We start from the raw sequence: 18,078 nt of genomic DNA, 5'->3' as shown, positions 1-18,078 counted from the left end.
GGCGGTCACCCGGGTGACCGGCCGCCCGGACACGCCGCCCCGGGACGCGCTGCTCCGCGTCCCGGGACGGCTCCGTGCACCTGATGTCACGGGAACTGCGTCACCTTGGACGGAACGGTGTCCGTCCCCGAGGTGGGGGAGCCCGTGTTGTTGACGACGTGGGCGTACTGGCCCTTGCCGCCGAGGGAGATCACCAGCAGGTCGTGCAGCTTGATACCGGAGCCCGTGGGCACCTGGAACCCGTGCGCCTGGACGATCGAGGGATCGGCCGTGAAGTTGCAGTAGCTGCCGAGCCCCCACGCCTCGTGCGTGGTGACCGAGTCGGCGACCTTGTAGGCGGCGTAGCCGACGATGCCGTCGTGCGTGATCGCGGCGGCGTTGGGCACGTCGTAGGCCTTCTCGTTCTGGAAGAAGATCGTGCGCCCCCGCTCACCGCTCCAGTACACGTCGTACTTGTTGTAGTGCTCGACGAACAGGCCGGTCGCGAGTACGTCGTTGCCGTTGACCCGGAGCCCGTAGTCCGCCCGGTTGGTGTCCCAGCCGACGCCGCTGCCGTGGTCGGCGCGCCATAGCCAGGTGTGGTCGATGATCACGTTGTTGCTGTTGACCACGACCGAGTTGGTGGCGAGACCGGGACCGGCACCGCCGATGCGGACGAACACGTCCTGCATGGTGGTGGGGTTGGCGGAGTGGTCCGCCCCGGAGCCGGGCGTGCCGATGCGCAGAAGGGTGTCGGAATTGACGGGACCCGCGTCGATCAGGAAGCCGGCGAGCCGGACCCCGTCCACGTCGGCGACATGCATGGCGTCCACCCCGTTGTCCGGGACGAGCGTGGCCAGACCGAGGCCGAGCACCACGGTGTTGGCGCGCGTGACGTCGATCGTCCGGTCCAGGTGGTAGACGCCGGGCGTGAAGAGCAGGTTGAGGCCCTGGGCGAGCGCGGTGTTGATGGTGGCGGCGGTCGCGCCCGGCTTCACGACGTAGAACTGGTCGAGCGGCAGCGAGGTGCCCGCGTTCGCCGGCCATGACACTCCGCGCGCGTTGGTGCGCTTGGACGGGACGAAGACCTTGTAGGTGGAGCCGTCGAGGTACAGGAACGGCTTCTCCCGCGATACCGGGGTCGTGTCCAGGGTGGTGTAAGGCCCGCTGTCGAAGTTCGTCGCCGGTGCGCCCTGGACGCCCGTGAAGGTCATGTTCCAGACGCCGTTGGTCCAGCCGCCGACCGAGCTGTCCCGGGTGTACCACTGCTGCTGGGAGTACGGGCCGACGGTGCCGTCGATCTTCGAGTCGGCGATGTAGCCGCCGGAGGCCCAGCCGTAGCCGTTCGGGGCGAGGTTGAGGCCGCCCTGGACGTGGATGCGGCGGAACGGGGCGGCCTGGGCCACGGCCCAGCGGTCGGTGCCGTTGGACGGCCTGATCGCGAGGTTCTCGGCCGAACGCCAGAAGTTCTGCGTGGCGTTGCCGTTGAACCAGCCCGCGTCCACGGTGATGTCACCGTTGATCTGCGTGTCGTCCGGGTTCGCGCCCAGCCCGGAGATGGAGGTGTAGAAGCCCAGTTGGGCGTTGATGCCGTTGTAGGTGCCCGGCTTGAGCAGGAACTGGTAGCGGCCGGAGCCGAACTGGTTGGACTCCTGCTGGGCGAAGACGGAGTCGAACTTCTGCTGGAGATTGGGTGTGGAAGGGTCCACGACGATGACGTTGGGCCCGAGGTCGCCCCCGCCCTGGACCGGCGGGACGCCCGTGGAACCGGTGTGCACGGCCACCTCCCACAGCGAGTAGCCGTAGACGGTGCCGCGTGCGGTGCCGTACACCCGGACGTAGCGGCCCGACCCGCTGACATCGTAGGAGGCCGTGCCCCCGGTGGCGCCGGTGACGCTCTTCAGCGTGCTCCAGTTCTGGCCGTCCGAGGAGGCCTGGATCTGGAAGTCCTTGCCGTACGCCGCTTCCCAGGTGAGGTCGATCTTGCAGACGTCCTGGACCGAGCCGAGGTCGACCTGGACCCACTGCGGGTCCGAGGCCTGGCTCGACCAGCGGGTCGTGCCGCTGCCGTCGAAGGCGGCCGACGCGGGGGTGCCCGCGTTCTCCGTGGAGGAGGCGGTGGCGGGCCTGCCCTGGGCGGCGTTCGACGTGCCGCACCCGGCGGACGTGCCGCCGGCCGTCCCGAAGACCTGGAACTCCCAGAGCGAGTAGCCCCATTGGGTGGCGCGGTGCACGCCGAGCATCCGCACGTAGCGGCCCTGGCCGGAGACGTCGAGCGTGTCGACACCGCCGTCGGAGCCGGTGACGGACTTCAGATCGTTCCAGTTGCTCCCGTCCCCGGAGATCTGGAGCTTGTAGTCCTTGCCGTAGGCGGCCTCCCAGTTGAGGACCACCTGGGTCACCGTGGCGCTCGATCCAAGGTCGATCTGGAGCCACTGCTCGTCACCTGCGGCCGAGGACCAGCGGGTCCCGGCGTCGCCGTCGACGGCCTTCGTGGCGGTGGTGCCGGCGTTCTCCTCCGACGACGCGACGGCCGTCTTCCCCTGTGACAGGGGGGTCTCGGCCGCGACGGCCGGCGGGTGGGTTGCGGGCAGGGCGATCAGTGCTGCCGTGGCGGCGAGCGCTGTGCCCAGGGATCTCAGTCTCATACGGCGGCTCCCTCGACTGCGGGTTCGACTCACCTTTCCCCGTGCTTAGTTCATGCTTTGATTTAAGAGATGAGTCATGCGCACGGCAAGCCTTCGGAAGCCACATCCTGAAAACCGCAGCGGTGCGCGACGGCCCCTGCCCGTACCGCGATTCCGGACAGCCGACGGCGCGGACCGGGACGCCGTGCTCCCTGGTGGGCCGTCGGGACGGGTCCGCCCCTGGCGGTGGACGGTCGCGCGCGACCGGCAGCGGTCCACGCGCCACGTCGACGCGGTGCCGGTCCGGCGCCGACGAGAAGTGAACGGAACGGGGCGGCCGTCCGGGAGCGGGCGTGGGGCCGTCCGTGCCGGTGGAGGCGGTCAGGAGGGGCCGGCAGGACCGATGCCGGCCCGCTCACGGAAGCGGCTCAGTGACGCTGGACGGGAGCGATGGACTGGAAGCTGTGGTGGGGCGCCAGGACGGGGGAGTAGCCGGTCACCCGTTCCAGTTCGCGATGGATGCGGTCCGCCTCGCCGCGTACCTGGGCGGGCACGTCGCCGCGCTCGGTGATGAGGCGGGTGTAGATCGGTGTCTCCTGAAACATGCACGCTTCTCTGGTGGGATCGGACGGCCATCCGGCCTCTTACCTGCAAGATTCTGTCGCACTGCGTCCGAGTGATCGAATCAGGTGGCCGACGGGCCCCGCGAACCGGGGCGGGCGTGGTGACAGAACCTCCCTTAGGGGAGGACAGCGGCAGGAATGGGGGATCATCCCGATAGTGCCGGACACCCGATCGCCCGCAGCATGGTGGTCATGACGAGACGACAGCGGGTCAGGCAACGAACGGTTCGGCATCGCCGCGTACGACTCGTGATCGCCGGCGCGGTGTTCACCGTCGCGGCCCTGGCGGGAGCCCTGCCCGCCGGGAGCGCGTCCGCCGCGGATGCGGCGGGTATCGCCGGGGGCACCGGTGCCGGACGCGCCACCGGTGCCGGACGCGCCACCGGTGCCGGACGCACCACCGGTTCCGGTCCCGGTCCCGGTGCCCTGCGGCTGCCGGAGCCGACCGGGACACATGAGGTCGGGGAAGCCGACGTGCATCTCGTCGACCGGTCCCGGCCCGATCCCTGGCGGGCGGACAGGAGACACCGTGAACTGATGATCAGCGTGTTCTACCCCGCGCGGCGCACCAGAGACCGTCCCGACGCCCCCTACATGCTCCCGCGTGCGGCGGCCCACTTCGACTCGGTGACCGCCGACGGCGCCCTGGGGCTGGACCTGCCGACCGGACAGGTCGACTGGGCGGCCGTCAGGACGCATGTGGCCCAGGGCGCTCCCGTCGCCGGAGGTCACGTGACCCGACCGGTACTGGTCTACTCGCCCGGCCTGGGCGAACCCCGGACCTGGGGGACCACGCTCGTCACGGAGCTGGCCTCCCGCGGCTATGTCGTGGTCACCGTCGACCACACCTACGAGTCTCCGGAGGTCCAGTTCCCCGACGGTTCGCTGGCCACCATGGTCACGCCGGAGGACCCCGGCGCCTTCATCAGGAAGTCCCTGGCCGTGCGGGCCACCGACACCGGTTTCGTCCTGGACCGGCTGGCCCGGCTGAACACCGGCCGGAATCCGGACGCGGACGGCCGCCGTCTGCCTGCCGGTCTCGCCGGGGCGCTCGACCTCTCCAGGGTCGGCATGTTCGGCCACTCCCTGGGCGGCTCGGCCGCGGCGACGACCATGGACAGCGACCCGCGGATCGACGCCGGCATCGACATGGACGGCAATCTGACCGACTACGAGGGCACACCCATGCCCGTGGCCGAGCACGGTCTCACGCGGCCGTTCCTGCTCCTCGGCAAGGACGGAGAGACGGACACCGGACCGGGCTGGCAGGCGTTCCGCGCCCACACGCCAGGCTGGAGCCGCCGGCTCGTCCTCCGCGGCTCCGAGCACGCCTCGTTCACGGACGCGGAGGCGCTGCTGCCCGGGATGGGCCTGCCCGCCGGCACCCGGACGCGGGACATCGGCACGATCGATCCGGCCACCGCACTGCGCACCGAGGAGGCCTACATAGCCGCGTTCTTCGACCACTGGCTGCGCGGCGGCCCCGCCGGACTCCTCGACGGACCCTCGGCCCGATATCCCGCCATGGAGTTCGTCGACCGACCGTCCGGCGGGACCACTTGAGGGCGCCCTGACCTTCCGTGCCCCCCGACCGCCGCGCACCGCCGTCAGCCGTGGTGGCTGATGGAACACTCCTTCAAGGACAGCGGGCGCACGTCTCCCGCCACCCTGCTGCACACCTCGCGGGACTCCAGGCTTCCGTCGGCGGCGTGCCAGACCTCCATCAACACGATGCTGTGCCCGCTGCGGTCGCCGTAGAGCGGGGCACGGGTGAAGTCGATGGTGCCCGTGGCCATCCCCTCGAGGTCGACCGTCCTGAGGTTCACCCAGGTCGCGGCCCGGCTCTGCGGGATGCCGTTCCGGGTCGCCGCCCAGTACAGGGCCCGGGTCGCGTCATGGGCCAGAGCGGTCTGGCCGCTGGCGAAGGCCGGGGAGTCGTAGCGGCTGGGCTCCTTGCCGAGTCCGGGGAGGTACTTGCCGGCGTCCTGGTAGAACGTCGTCGCCCTGGCCGGCTTGCGCAGTTCGGCCAGCGAGGCGTGGTACAGCGTGACCTTGGGAGCAACCGCGTCCCGGCCCTGGGCGAAGTCGCCCTTGGACAGATCGTCACCGGTGATGACGGAGATGTTCTTGTCGGCGCAGCCGGGTTCCGTGCCCAGCTGGGTCATGAGGGGGTCGACGTCCTCGACCCGTCCGGCGAAGTAGATCACCGACGGTACGCGGCTGCCGCCGCAGAACTCCTCGGCGGGCAGACGGAACTCGGGCTTTCCTCCGCTGAGGGTGTAGCGGCGCTGGGGGAGCGCGGTGAATCCGGTCCTGCTCAGCATCTGCGCGCCGTAGCGTGCCTGCTCGTCGGTGTAGCGGTCGTCGGTCCGGGCGGTGTCACGGGCGAGCGTCAGCGAGAACTGCTGGGTCCCCGGCTTCCGCAGCTGGTGCGCGATCAGCCCGAGTTGGGACACCTGCCACTCGTCGGTGGCGGCCAGGCTGAACCAGTTGGCGAACTCGCGCGGCAGGTAGGTGGCGGAGTTCGTGCCCGACACGATGGGCAGACCCGCGTCCCGCAGCGTGCGTGTCGTCGCCTCGCTGGACTTCAGGTCCCGACCGGTGCCGACGACCCCGACGACCGTCGGATCGGTCGCCGCGTAGGCGGCGACGGACTTCGCCATGTCGGTCTGGTGGTCCAGGTCCACGCCCCCGTTGGCGATCAGGACGCGGAGTTTGACGGTGAAGGTGTCGTTGATGACGGCCTGCGCCAGATACACGCCCGCCAGTTCCTCCATGCCCTTCACCGGAGAGGAGCCACCGTGCGGATCGACACTGAGTGGACCCGCGTAGACCACGCTGACGTAGTCGCCCGGATGAGAGCGCAGCACCTGCTCGTTCTCCTGGGCGATGCGGTCCTCCAGCTGGGCCAGGGTCCACGGCGCGCGCTTCGCGTCGGCGGACGCCTTCGCGTCGGTGCCGCCGGCCGCCTCGTCGGGCAGCCAGTCCGCGAAGCGCACATCCCCGGTGGCGACACCGATGCACTCCGTGCCCCCGTCGGCGGCGGCCAGGCGCCGGGTGTCCCGGTTGGCCGTCAGCACCGTCGCCGAGCAGTACGCGTGGGAGAGCTGCCCGGCACGCACGGCGACGGTCGACGCGACGACGACGGCCACCACGACCAGCGTGTGCAGCGCCCAGGTGACACGTGCGAGGGTGGGTCTCGTCGACGCCTTCACGCAGTGCCGCCGACGGTCCCGCAACTGCGCCAGCTCGGACGAGGGCAGCGGGATCTTCAGCACCCAGGGCAGCACCGACCGTTCACGGCTGGGCGACTGGCCGGAGCGGAGACTGCGCGCCCACTGCTCGTACCAGTCCCGCAGCCGGTCCTGGAACGGGCGCGCGGTCCGGTCCGGCTGCGGCTCACCGACGACACCGCGCTCCAGCCGCTGGATGCCTGCCGCCGGGACCGCGGCGACGCACAGGAGCGGATCGAGCTCGCTGCGCCGGCTGCGCACGTCGCTGATGGCCTTGATCAGCTCGATGCCGCCGTTGTCCGTGCCGGCGCGGGGCAGGAAGAGCATGGGCGGCCGGGTGCGCTTGAAGCCGCGCAGATCCCAGCTCCAGCGGCGGTGGTTGTCGCGCAGGTCCTCGAACAGGGCGAGCACGTACAGCTGGAGCTGGAACTCCTCGCCCTCCTTCAGCGCCTCCGCCACGTCGGAGGCGCGCGCGGCGATCGCCTTCCACGAGCGCACGGGTCTGAGCAGCGAGACCTCGGTGAACCGGTCCCGTGCGGCGGCCCTGAGGAAGGTAGTGGTCATGAACCACTTGCTCTCCCTGCGCAGCCACAGGAAGATCGGCGCCCGGCCCGGGAGGATGTAGCTGAGCACCGCGAGGAGCAGCAGAAAGCCCAGTCCGAGGACGACGGCCGTGTACCAGCCGGTGCGGGCCAGGAGAGCGGTCAGCACCGCGATCAGACTCGCGGGCAGGACGTGTGCCATGTCGAACAGCGGCATCACGGAGTCCCAGCGCGTGGTACTCCGCGGCCGCCACCGCTGTTTCGCCAACTGGTTCAGGAGCAGTTGCGCGGGGTCGTGCAGGCTGTCGGGCGGAGCGCCGCCGGCGGCCGGGGCGGGCCAGTCGGGCCCCAGTTCGCGTACCGCGTCCTCGATGGCGTGCACCAGCCGGAGGCGGGGGAAGGCGTAACGCCGGTACAGGGACGCGCCGTCGCCCCAGCGTTTGGGGTCGCCGAGTTCCCGTACCAGTCCGGCCGCCCGGCGCACCTGCGTGGCACCCTCCGGTACGCCCGAGGCGACCGCGCACCGGGTGCCGTGCGCGCTCTGGCCACGGCGCAGTTCCTCGACGCAAGTGACGACCCGTTCGTCGTCGGCGGCGTCCTCGGCGTGCAGCACGACGACCGGCATCGGCGGATCGCTGGTGCGGAAGTCCCTGATGAGGGATTCCAACTGCTGCTGGACGTCTATGCCGCCCTCGGTCGACATCCCCTGGTGGGCCATGGTGCAGCCCGGCAGTCTGCCCCGATCTCTGTCACGCACAACAGACCCCCCGTCCTCTGAGCCACCTTGCTCACCACGCGTCTGCAATCGAACAGGTTGGATGTTCCGCACGGTTTGCCGCACCAAACCGGCCAAAGCGCAGCAAGAACGAGGGCTCCGCGGGCCCCGTCCGGGGTTCATGCCGTCCGGGGCCTCGCACCTCACCGCCCCGCCCGGCGGGCGGGAGACGGCACGGCCCGGTGAACTGCGGCGATGTCCGGCAGCAGGCCCCACCCGCTATTTCTCGGGCCGGCCGTGCTCCCCGGGCTCCTGGGGCTCGCCGTGCTCCTGGAGCTCGCCGGGCTCTCCGGGGGCGAGCGCGATGTCGCGGCGCAGGTCGTGACCGGGCCGGTGGACCAGCAGGGATTGCGCGTGCGGCGGGTGCTCCTGGCTGGACACCACCAGCGTGTACGGGCCCTGCGCCAGCCTGGTGACGGTGTAGTCGCCGCCGGACGTACGCACCTGGGCCCGGCGCTTGCCGCGGCCGTCCACCACCGTGATCCACGCCTCGCACCGGCCGTGCTCCGGGCAGTGGACCGACCCGCGCAGGGTCACCGTTCCGTCGTCGTCGCGGCCCGGGGTGCGCGGGCTGCCGGCTAGGGCGACCGCGCCCGAGGTGTCGTGGCGTGGCCGGGTCCCTCCGGCGCCGGTGGGCGCGGCGGTCGGCGTGGTGACGGTCAGGCCGCGGCTCTGGGCGATGCTCGCCAGCACCTCGTCCAGCGCGGCGAGTTCGCACAGCGCCCTGTGCAGCCGGTCGGCGCGGGGTCCGACCGCCGAGTGCAGTTCGGCCTTCAGCCTGGAGACGGCGGGGCCGACACGGACCCGGGTCCCGCCGTGCTCGCCGGTGGTGATCTGCCGGTCGAGTGCGCGGACGGAGGCGGTGAGGACCTCCGTGATGTGTTCGACTCCGGTGCGCAGCCGCGGGGAGAGGTCGATGTCGATGTCCGCCGCCGCGGCCAGGGACCGTGCGTGCCGGGTGGCCGTGCCGAGCAGTCCGAGCAGGTTGTCGGCGCCGCGGCCCCGCGTTCCGCGCGGCATCCTGATGAGCGGCTGGTGCACGCTCTTCATCTGGTACAGCGCGGCCTCCACGCCGCGTGCCGCGCCTCGCAGCCGCACCGGCGCCTCGGGATCGCGCCACCGCTCGCTGAGCCTGCCGATCAGCTCCTCCAGCGCGGACAGGTAGCCGTGCGCGGCCTCGCGGGAGATCTTCCGGGTGGACACCGGGAGGATCAGCAGGGTGCAGAGGGTGGCCACCAGCATGCCCAGCGCGTTGTCGAGGAGCCTGTCCGCCAGCAGCCTGTCCATCCGGGCGTACGGCGTGGCGAGGCCGTACACCTGCACCAGCGCGACCACCAGTCCGGTGACCATGTAGCCGTACCGGCGCTGCATGCACGCGGCACCGAGGGACAGCGCGGCCACGATGACCAGGAGTGTCCACAGGACGTGGCCCGGGCCGATGAGGCGGAGCAGCGCGATGCCGATCACGGCGCCGGCGAGCGTGCCCGCCACGCGGTGTGCCAGCTTGCGCAGACGTTCGCGTGTCGTGTTGGTCCCGACCATGGCGACCATCACGCCGATGATGCCCCAGTAGTAGCGCTGCGGGTTGACGGCATCGGCGACCGCCAGGGCGATCGCGCCCGCCGCGGCGGCCTGAAGGGGTGCGCGCAACGCGGGTACGGCCCGCCGCGGACCACGCTCGCTCTGCGCGGACACCACGCGCCGGGCCGCCGGACCGGCTTCGGGCAGGCGCCCGTTCTCCAGCACGACGCTGGGCTGGAAGGGGACCTTCGCTCGGGTGAGGGAGGTGTGCCGGCCGAGCCGGAGCCAGGAGGCGAGCGAGTCGGCGAGCGAGTCCAGCAGGTCAGCGACCCGCCGGGCCGACGCGTGGACCTCCTCGTCCCGGTCCGTGGCCCCCGGTGTTCCCTTGGCGTGACCCCGGATCAGCTCGGCGGCCGGCCGCAGGGCGTCGGCCCGGCCCAGAGGCGTGTCGCGGGCGATGGTCAGGCCGACGACCAGCGTCTCGCGCAGCGCCGGCGGCACGGGGTGGCGCGACATCTCCCGCACGGCCTCGCCGATGCCCTGGAGGGCGAGTTCCGCGTCGAACAGGTGCTGATGCAGCAGTTCGGCGGCTTCCGGGTCGGCGGCGACCTCCGGTTGTGCGAGCCGTCCGTCGATGATCAGGGTGGTGATGTTGAGGCGGCGCAGAGCGCGCTGCATGCGCTTGATCGCGACCGCGGGGTCCGCGTCCGGGTCCAGGGCGTCGGCCGCGGCGTCGGCGACCCGGCGTGCCTCGACCACGAAGGCCCGCTGGGTCCGCAGCAGGTCCTCGCGAGGCATCGGACAGCACAGGAGCAGCCGGGCGGCGAGCAGAGCCACCGAAGTCACCAGCGAGAGGGCGAAGAGCGGGCCGCACTCGGAGAGCGGGACGGCAGCCATCGCCCCGACCACGAAGGCGACGAACACCAGGGTGCCGGTCAGCAGGCCGAGGGGGCCGAACCTGGCCAGCACCATGATGAGGACCAGCGCCACGACGAGGAGGCACAGGCTCGGCAGCCGGTACGGACGGAGCCACGCGCTCAGCGGCAGCACGGCACCGAACGGGACCGGCATCCACAGGACGGCACGCGCCAGCCGGCCGGGGGTGTTCTCGGCGATCAGGAAGGCGCCCACCAGTCCCAGCACGCCACCGGCCGTCATGCCCAGCACGGCCGGGACGCCCAGGGCGTGGGACATTCCGTGACCCACGGCCAGGGCCGTGATCATCGACACCAGGGTGCGCCAGCCCGCCTGTGTCTGGCCGAGCCCCGGGTCGAGCGCGAGCACCCAGTCCCACCACCGGCGCGGTCCGCCGACCCGGCCGGGAGCGAACCTGTACTGAGGTGTTCCGGGGGGAGCGGCTGAGCCGGAGGAAGTCCCGGAGGGGGCGTTGTCGACGGCCGGCGAAGCGGTGGGGGTGCTCAAGGAGCCTCGGATTCCAGTGCGTTGAGGAGGGTGAGTACGGTCTCGCGGGCGGCCGCGACGGCGGGTTCGGCGGCCTCGGCGTCCGGACCGAGCGCGTCGAGCAGGGCCGCGGCGATGCGTCGCCGCGCCTGCCGCAGAAGTTCCCGGCCCTGGCTCGTGAGACGGGCGTGGGTCGCGCGCCGGTCGTCGGTGCAGCGCCGCCGCTCGACGAGCCCGCGCTCCTCGAGTTCCTGGAGGAGGACGGTGACCCTGGGCTGGGTGAGCCCGGTGGGCAGGGTCAGGTCGCCCACCCGGTGCGGGCCCGACTCCAGAGCGGTCAGCACGTTGACATGGCTGTGCGGCACCCCGAACTCGCCGAGGCGGTACAGGGTGCGGCCCAGCCTGCCGATGCCGCTCAGCAGGTCCCTGGAGGCACGCGTGATCCGTTCTGCGTCCTGCGCCCGCGAGTGCATGCGTTCATTATATACATGCCTTATGCATCTGCATCGTTTGCGGGTGCGCTCGGAGTGGGGTCGCGCGCGGAGAGATGGACCACATGGATAACTCATTTATATAGCGCTATTATGCATCTCGTGCCCACCGTCACTGACGGTCGGTCTCGCCCCCTCTCGATGAGCGGCCCGGGACCGTGGGCGGAACTGGACGACCGGGCGTCGCGCCCGGCCGGTTCGCGAGCGGGAACGGTGCGCGATCCGGCGCCGGCAGCAGAGGAGAGATGACAGTGACAGCCGACATCGGGACGCCGGGACCCGGCCCGCTCGTGGAGCCGGAGCGCATGCTGATCGACGGCTCCTGGGTCCCGGCCCGGTCCGGTGCGGCCTTCGCCGTGGTGGACCCGGGCACGGGCGACCTGGTCACCCGCATTCCCGAGGGCGACGCCGCCGACGTGGACGCGGCGGTCCGGGCCGCCCGGCAGGCCTTCGAGGAGGAGCGCTGGACGGGTCTCTCGAGTCAGCAGCGGGCGGTCGTGCTGTGGCGGGTGTCCGATCTGCTGGAGGCGAATGCCGGGGAACTGGCCCGGCTGGAGAGCCTGGACGTGGGCATGCCGCTGTCGGTGGCCCGGGCCATGCTCGGCGAGGCGGTCAACCTGTTCCGCTACTACGCGGGCTGGGCGGACAAGATCCGCGGCCAGGCCGTGGAGATCGGTCCCGGCGCACGGCGCCTTCAGGGCGTCACGCTGAAGGAGCCGGTCGGGGTCGCCGGGCTGATCGTGTCGTGGAACGCGCCGCTGATCGGCATCGCCATGAAGCTGGCTCCGGCACTCGCCGCGGGCTGCGCCTGCGTGGTCAAGCCGTCGGAGGAGGCTTCCTTGACGGTACTGGCACTCGCACGCCTTCTGCTGGAGGCGGGGGTGCCGGAGGGTGTCGTCAACGTCGTGACCGGGCACGGTCCGGTCGGTGCGGCGCTGGCCGCGCACGACGACGTGGACAAGGTGAGTTTCACCGGCTCCACCGCGGTCGGCAAGAAGATCGTGGAGGCGGCCGCCGGCAACCTCAAGAAGCTCTCTCTGGAGCTGGGCGGCAAGTCCCCGGTGATCGTGCTCCCGGACGCCGAACTGGACCAGGTGATCCCCGGAGTCGCCATGGGCATCTTCTGGAACTCCGGCCAGATCTGCACCTCAGGCACCCGCCTCTTCGTCCACCAGGACGTCTATGAGGACGTCGTCCAGGGCATCGCGGGACACGCCCGCTCGCTCAAGGTCGGCCACGGCTCCCAGCCGGGCATCGACCTCGGCCCGCTCATCTCCCAGCGGCAGCTCGACCGGGTCACCGAGTACGTCGAGAGCGGGATCGCGGAAGGCGCCCGCGTGGTCACCGGCGGCTCCCGCATCGGCGACAGGGGCTTCTTCTTCGAGCCCACCGTGATGGCCGACGCCGACCCGTCGATGCGCATGATCCGCGAGGAGATCTTCGGCCCCGTGCTCGGAGTGATCCCGTTCACCGAGACCGCCGAGGCGGTGGCCGCGGCCAACGACACCGACTACGGCCTGGCCGGCAGCGTCTGGACCCGCGACATCGCGGTCGCCCACACCATCGCGCGCAGGCTGCGCACCGGCCGCATCGGCATCAACGTCCACCGCGCGGGCGGCGTCCAGATGCCCGTCGGCGGCTACAAGCAGTCCGGCTGGGGGCGCGAGAACGGCCTGGAAGGCCTTGAGGAGTACCTCGAGACCAAGTCCGTGATCACCCTGCTCGACCGCTGAACCCCGCGCCGATCACCTCTCTTCCCTTCACCGAGGGGAAGCCCTCATGCCCAGGTACAGCTACGTCGATCTGACCAACCCCGTGGAGGGCAAGGAGGTCGAGTACAACGAGTAGACCCTGACCGTTCTCCCGCAGCGCTCCCGTGTCGCGGTCGCGCCCGCCGGCACCGGGCAGCCTGAGCCGGATGACGAGGCCCCGCCGACCGGGGCACGGCGCATCGGGCCGGTAGGGCTCCCGCGCGCACCGGGGTCAGGAACGCGACTGGCGGTCCTGGATCGCGCGGGCCAGGGCAGGGAGCGCGAGCTTCACCGCGTGCTGTTCGGGCCCGGCCAGCTCCTCGATCAGCTGTTGCAGGGCCTGGGAGCGTTCGGCGTGGCGCTGCCGGTAGATCTCCAGACCGGCCTCGGTGGCTTCCACCAGCACCACGCGGCCGTCGCTGGGATCGGCGACCCGCTGGACCAGCCCGCCCCGTTCCATGCGGGTGACGAGCTGGGTCATGTTCGGCTGGGAGACTCCCTCGGCCCGGGCCAGCGCCGTCAGCCGCTGGGGGCCCTCCCGGCCCAGCCGGGCGATCGCGGTGGACGCGGCGGTGCTCAGGCCGCCGGCGGTGGCGCTCTGGCGCACATAGCGGACCAGCTGCTCCACGGCGATCATCAGGTCTTCGGGTGGAGCCCCGGACACCGCAGGGTCGACAGTTGTAGCCCGCTCTTGCATCAGTCGATTATATGTGGCCGCCCTGAAACGGACCGACCGGGCGGGCACCCTCTTCACCGCGACGCGGGCATGAAATATGCCTGCCGGGTTCCGGCCGTGACATCCCTGGGTAGATCCGCCGGGTCGAAGGGATGATCATGACTCCTGCAGAAGTACCCCCGCGGCAGAGGCCGGACATGACCGTGCTCCCGCTCTCCGGAGTCACCGTCGTGACCGTCGAGCAGGCGGTGGCGGCGCCCTACGCCACCCGCCAGCTCGCCGACCTCGGCGCGCGCGTGATCAAGATCGAGCGGCCCGGGGTCGGCGACTTCGCCCGCCATTACGACACCACGGTGCACGGCCAGTCCAGCTACTTCGTCTGGGCCAACCGGTCCAAGGAATCCGTCACCCTCGACCTCAAGACCCGGGCCGGCCGGGACGTGCTGGAGCAACTGCTCGGCCGGGCGGACGTGTTCGTGCAGAACCTCGCGCCCGGTGCTGCGGCCCGTCTGGACCTGGACGCCGCGTCCGTCGCCCGGCGGCACTCGTCGCTGATCCTGTGCACCATCTCCGGATACGGCACCACCGGCCCCTGGGCGGACCGCAAGGCCTACGACCTGCTCGTGCAGTGCCAGACCGGCCTGGTCTCCCTGACGGGTACGGCGGAGGAGACCGCCCGGGTCGGTGTGTCGGTCGCCGACATCGCCGCGGGCATGTACGCCTACTCCGGTGTCCTGACCGCCCTGTACACGCGGGCGACCACGGGTGTGGCGCGGGCGGTGGAGGTGTCGCTCTTCGAGGCGCTGGCGGAGTGGATGGGTCAGCCCGCCTACTACACCCGCCACGGAGGCGTCCAACCCCCGCGCATGGGCACACAGCACCCGACCATCGCACCGTACGGCGCCTTCACGACGGGCGACGGCAAGCAGGTGCTGTTCTCCGTCCAGAACGAACGCGAGTGGGCGGCACTGTGCGAACGGGTGCTGGAGAAGCCGGAGCTGACGGACGATCCACGGTTCGCCACCGGCTCCGACCGCGTCGCCCATCGGGGCGAACTCGACGCGATCGTCGCCGCACGGTTCCTGCGGTCAGGTGCTGACGAGCTGATGGAGCTGCTCGAGGCGACGGGCGTCGCGAACGCCGGGGTCAACGACGTGGAGGAGTTCCTCGACCATCCGGTGCTCGCCGGGCGCGGCCGCTGGCGGGAGGTCGCGATCCCCGGCGCCGTGGTGCCGGCGCTCCGGCCGCCGGCGGACCTGACGGGAGTCGCGCCGCGCATGGACCCCGTGCCGGACGTCGGCGAACACACCGAGCGGGTCCTGACGGAACTGGGCCTCTCCGCGGCCCGGATCGAGGAACTGCGGGCCGACGGCGTCATCTGAGGCATGCGGATCCGACTGCGGAAAGCCTGCCCCCCCCCGCACCGGAACCGGTTACGAAAGGCCTGCCCCTCCCGTGCACCGGAACCGGCCGCGAAGGGCCTGCCCCCCCCGCACCGGCCTCCGGCGGCGCAAGGCGTGGCCCCCCGCGCACCGGAACCGGCCGCGAAATGCCTGCCCCCGCGCACCCGCAATGGGCCACGAACAGCCCTCAGGTCTGGCCGGTCCGCCGTGAAGCGGGCTGTTCCGCGGGGGTCCAGGAGGCGAGGAAGCGCAGGCCCTCGTACGAGGGCGTGCCCGCTTCGGCCGTCCAGACGGTCAGCTGCTGGTCGGGATCGGCGGCGGAGCCGAGGGTCTCCCAGTCGAGGACGAGCTCACCGGCCACAGGGTGACGCATCGTCTTGGTCCCGAAGGCCCTGTGCGCGACATGGTGACCCGCCCACCACTGACGGAACTGCGGATCCTTGACGGACAGCTCCCCGACGAGCGCCGTGAGGCGCGGGTCGTCCGGATTCCGCGCGGCCTCCATCCGCAGAAAAGCGACGCAGTCCCGGGCGATGGTCTCCCAGTCCAGATACCGGTCCCGTACGGCGGGGTCGGTGAACACCAGCCGCACGTAATTCCGCTGTTCCTGCGGTATGCGCGAGAAATCCGTGATCAGGGCGGCCGCGAGGGGATTCCAGGCGAGAATGTCCATACGGCGGCCGAGCACCACCGCGGGAATATCGGTGAGGGTGTCGAGAAGACGCTGCAGCGGCGGCCGGACCTTCTGCCCTTTCTGCCGGTGGGGACGCGCGCTCTCCTTGCCGGCCAGCTCGAACAGGTAGTCGCGCTGGTCGTCGTCCAGGCGCAGCACCCGTGCCAGAACGGTCAGCACCGGAGCGGAGGCCTGGAGTCTGCCCTGCTCCAGGCGGGTGTAGTACTGCTCGCTGATCGAGGCCAGCTGGGCCACCTCTTCGCGGCGCAGGCCGGGAACCCGCCGATGCGTCCCGGTCTCGGGCAGTCCCATGGCCGCGGGGCTCAGCTCGGCCCGCCGGGCCCTGAGGAACTGTCCCAGTTCACTGCGGTTCACGTCCCTGCTCATGCCGCTCAGGGTACTGCCGCGGTCCTGCCGGGACCGCCTGAGTGGGGGGTAGAGATTCATACCCTGGAACGTTCTCTCGCGGCGTGTGACTCTTTCCAGCATGGAAGGGCGATGAAGAAATGAGGCGCGGACGCGTGCCCGCTTCGCCGGACGAGGCCCGACACATCGGTGAGGCCGTGTTTCCCCTCGCCGTGTATCCGGAGAACGGAACCACTTTCGCATGAAGCACGTTTCCCTCGGCGGACTCGATGTGTCCCGCCTTGGTCTGGGCGCCATGTCGATGTCCGCCTACTACACCGGCGCCGGCAGTGACGACGCCGAGTCGGTCCGCACCGTCCACCGCGCGCTGGACCTCGGGGTCACCCACATCGACACCGCGGAGGTGTACGGCCCCTTCACCGACGAGGAGCTCGTGGGCCGGGCCCTGAAGGGGCGCCGGGACCAGGTGGTGCCGGCGACGAAGTCCGGCGGCGGCATCTCCCACAGCGGCCGCGAGGGCGTGGGGCCGGACAGCAGCCCGGCGCAGACCGCGCTGGCCTGGCTCCTCGCCCAGGGTGACGACATCGCTCCGATCCCGGGCACCAAGCGTGTCTCGCGCGTGGAGGAGAACAGCGCCGCCGACGGCATCGAGCTGACCGCGGACCAGATCGCCCGCCTGAACGACCTCACCCCGGCGGCCGGCGACCGCCACGACGACATCAGCATGGCGGTCATCGACCGCTGACGCGCCCCACGCGCGGGTGTCCCGTCCGACCGACCGCCCCACCCCCCCCCACAAGGACTTCTCATCATGACCACCGTTTCGGCCTATGCCGCCCCCTCCGCCGGAGCGCCGCTCGAGCGCACCACCATCCAGCGTCGCCCCGTCGGTGAGAACGACGTGCTGATCGAGATCAAATACGTCGGCATCTGCCACACCGACATCCACCATGCCCGCGACGAATGGGGCCGCGGCGGCTTCCCCCTCGTACCCGGCCACGAGATCGCCGGTGTGGTCACCGAGGCCGGGCCCGGCGTGACGAAGTACAAGGCCGGCGACCGGGTCGGCGTCGGCTGCATGGTCGACTCCTGCCGGAAGTGCGAGAACTGCCTGCGCGGCCTGGAGGTCTACTGCACGGGCGGCGGCCTCGTCGCCACCTACGCCGACACCGAGCGGTACACGGACGGCGCGCCCACGCAGGGTGGCTACTCCACCCACATCGTCGTCGACGAGCACTTCGTCCTGCGCATCCCCGAGGGCCTCCCCTTGGAGCAGGCCGCCCCGCTGCTGTGCGCGGGCATCACCACCTACTCCCCGCTGCGTCACTGGAACGCCGGCCCCGGCAAGAAGGTCGCCGTCATCGGCCTGGGCGGCCTCGGCCACCTCGGCGTGAAGTTCGCCCACGCGCTCGGCGCCGAGGTCACCGTCCTGTCGCAGTCGCTGCGCAAGAAGGACGACGGACTCGCGCTCGGCGCCGACCACTACCACGCCACCGGCGACCCGAAGACCTTCGAGGAACTGGCCGGCACCTTCGACCTCATCCTCAACACGGTCTCCGCCTCCCTGGACGGGGACGCCTACCTCTCCCTGCTGCGTACCGACGGCACCATGGTCTACCTCGGCATCCCCGAGAAGCCCGTCTCGGCGAACGTCGGCTCCCTCATGATGGGCCGCAAGTCGGTCGCCGGTTCCGGCATCGGCGGCATCCCCGCGACCCAGGAGATGCTCGACTTCGCCGCGGAACACGGGCTCGGCGCCGAGGTCGAGGTCATCAGTGCCGAACAGGTCAACGAAGCCTACGAGCGTGTGCTGCGCAGTGACGTGCGCTACCGCTTCGTGATCGACAACTCCACCATCTGAACGTCGATCGTCACCCCGGGCGGCCGGGCCGGACCGCAGCACGCGGCCCGGCCGCCCCCGCCACCTCGCCTCGTCCGGAGCGCCCTGCGGGAGGGCCGCGTGCGCATAACCGGCGTCAGCACGGCGACCCCGTCGAGCTCGCGGACGCCCTGCCGA

The 18,078-nt window shown here is 71.3% G+C and carries 12 protein-coding genes; 5 read left to right on the top strand and 7 right to left on the bottom strand.

Annotation, left to right across the window (positions count from 1 at the left end):
- Positions 1–86: 86 nt before the first annotated feature.
- Positions 87–2,627 carry a discoidin domain-containing protein gene (locus tag ACIPRD_RS10695; RefSeq protein ID WP_401562122.1) on the bottom strand — a complete coding sequence of 847 codons (2,541 nt, stop codon included), beginning with the start codon at positions 2,625–2,627 and terminating at the stop codon, positions 87–89.
- A 407-nt stretch (positions 2,628–3,034) separates the two neighbouring features.
- Entirely contained in the window at positions 3,035–3,211 is a 177-nt protein-coding gene (locus ACIPRD_RS10690; RefSeq protein ID WP_356402651.1) for a hypothetical protein, read from the bottom strand.
- A 210-nt stretch (positions 3,212–3,421) separates the two neighbouring features.
- Between ACIPRD_RS10690 and ACIPRD_RS10685 the strand changes: the two genes are divergently transcribed.
- Positions 3,422–4,792: an alpha/beta hydrolase family protein gene (locus ACIPRD_RS10685; protein ID WP_401562120.1), complete on the top strand. Its 1,371-nt coding sequence runs from the start codon at positions 3,422–3,424 to the stop codon at positions 4,790–4,792.
- Between the two features lie 44 nt (positions 4,793–4,836).
- Here the strand turns inward: ACIPRD_RS10685 and ACIPRD_RS10680 are convergent, their stop codons facing one another.
- From ACIPRD_RS10680 to ACIPRD_RS10670, 3 genes are all read right to left on the bottom strand, one after another.
- Positions 4,837–7,722: an ABC transporter substrate-binding protein gene (locus ACIPRD_RS10680; RefSeq protein ID WP_401562118.1), complete on the bottom strand. Its 2,886-nt coding sequence runs from the start codon at positions 7,720–7,722 to the stop codon at positions 4,837–4,839.
- Positions 7,723–7,998: 276 nt separating this feature from the next.
- Entirely contained in the window at positions 7,999–10,584 is a 2,586-nt protein-coding gene (locus ACIPRD_RS10675) for an FUSC family protein (protein WP_401562117.1), read from the bottom strand.
- 134 nt (positions 10,585–10,718) lie between these two features.
- Positions 10,719–11,174: a MarR family winged helix-turn-helix transcriptional regulator gene (locus ACIPRD_RS10670; protein WP_401562115.1), complete on the bottom strand. Its 456-nt coding sequence runs from the start codon at positions 11,172–11,174 to the stop codon at positions 10,719–10,721.
- A 263-nt stretch (positions 11,175–11,437) separates the two neighbouring features.
- On the opposite strand from ACIPRD_RS10670, the gene ACIPRD_RS10665 reads away from it, so the two are divergent.
- Positions 11,438–12,925, top strand: a complete 1,488-nt coding sequence (locus tag ACIPRD_RS10665; protein ID WP_401562113.1) for an aldehyde dehydrogenase family protein — start codon at positions 11,438–11,440, stop codon at positions 12,923–12,925.
- A gap of 250 nt (positions 12,926–13,175) precedes the next feature.
- Here the strand turns inward: ACIPRD_RS10665 and ACIPRD_RS10660 are convergent, their stop codons facing one another.
- Positions 13,176–13,640: a MarR family transcriptional regulator gene (locus ACIPRD_RS10660; RefSeq protein ID WP_356402639.1), complete on the bottom strand. Its 465-nt coding sequence runs from the start codon at positions 13,638–13,640 to the stop codon at positions 13,176–13,178.
- 176 nt (positions 13,641–13,816) lie between these two features.
- Between ACIPRD_RS10660 and ACIPRD_RS10655 the strand changes: the two genes are divergently transcribed.
- Positions 13,817–15,001: a CaiB/BaiF CoA transferase family protein gene (locus ACIPRD_RS10655; RefSeq protein ID WP_401562111.1), complete on the top strand. Its 1,185-nt coding sequence runs from the start codon at positions 13,817–13,819 to the stop codon at positions 14,999–15,001.
- Between the two features lie 208 nt (positions 15,002–15,209).
- Here ACIPRD_RS10655 and ACIPRD_RS10650 read toward each other — a convergent pair whose 3' ends face one another.
- Positions 15,210–16,082: a helix-turn-helix domain-containing protein gene (locus tag ACIPRD_RS10650; protein WP_401562109.1), complete on the bottom strand. Its 873-nt coding sequence runs from the start codon at positions 16,080–16,082 to the stop codon at positions 15,210–15,212.
- A gap of 220 nt (positions 16,083–16,302) precedes the next feature.
- Between ACIPRD_RS10650 and ACIPRD_RS10645 the strand changes: the two genes are divergently transcribed.
- Together ACIPRD_RS10645 and ACIPRD_RS10640 are read left to right on the top strand one after the other, a co-directional pair.
- Positions 16,303–16,806, top strand: coding sequence for an aldo/keto reductase (locus ACIPRD_RS10645; RefSeq protein WP_401562107.1), 504 nt, complete (start codon positions 16,303–16,305; stop codon positions 16,804–16,806).
- Between the two features lie 66 nt (positions 16,807–16,872).
- Positions 16,873–17,922 (top strand): NAD(P)-dependent alcohol dehydrogenase, encoded by a 1,050-nt coding sequence (locus tag ACIPRD_RS10640; RefSeq protein ID WP_401562106.1) that lies wholly within the window; start codon positions 16,873–16,875, stop codon positions 17,920–17,922.
- Positions 17,923–18,078 lie beyond the last annotated feature (156 nt).

The sequence above is a fragment of the Streptomyces sp. NPDC090108 genome (genome assembly GCF_044747185.1).
Classification (GTDB): domain Bacteria; phylum Actinomycetota; class Actinomycetes; order Streptomycetales; family Streptomycetaceae; genus Streptomyces.
Note: the sequence above shows the minus strand (reverse complement) of the source record. Positions and strands in the feature narration are given on the sequence as shown.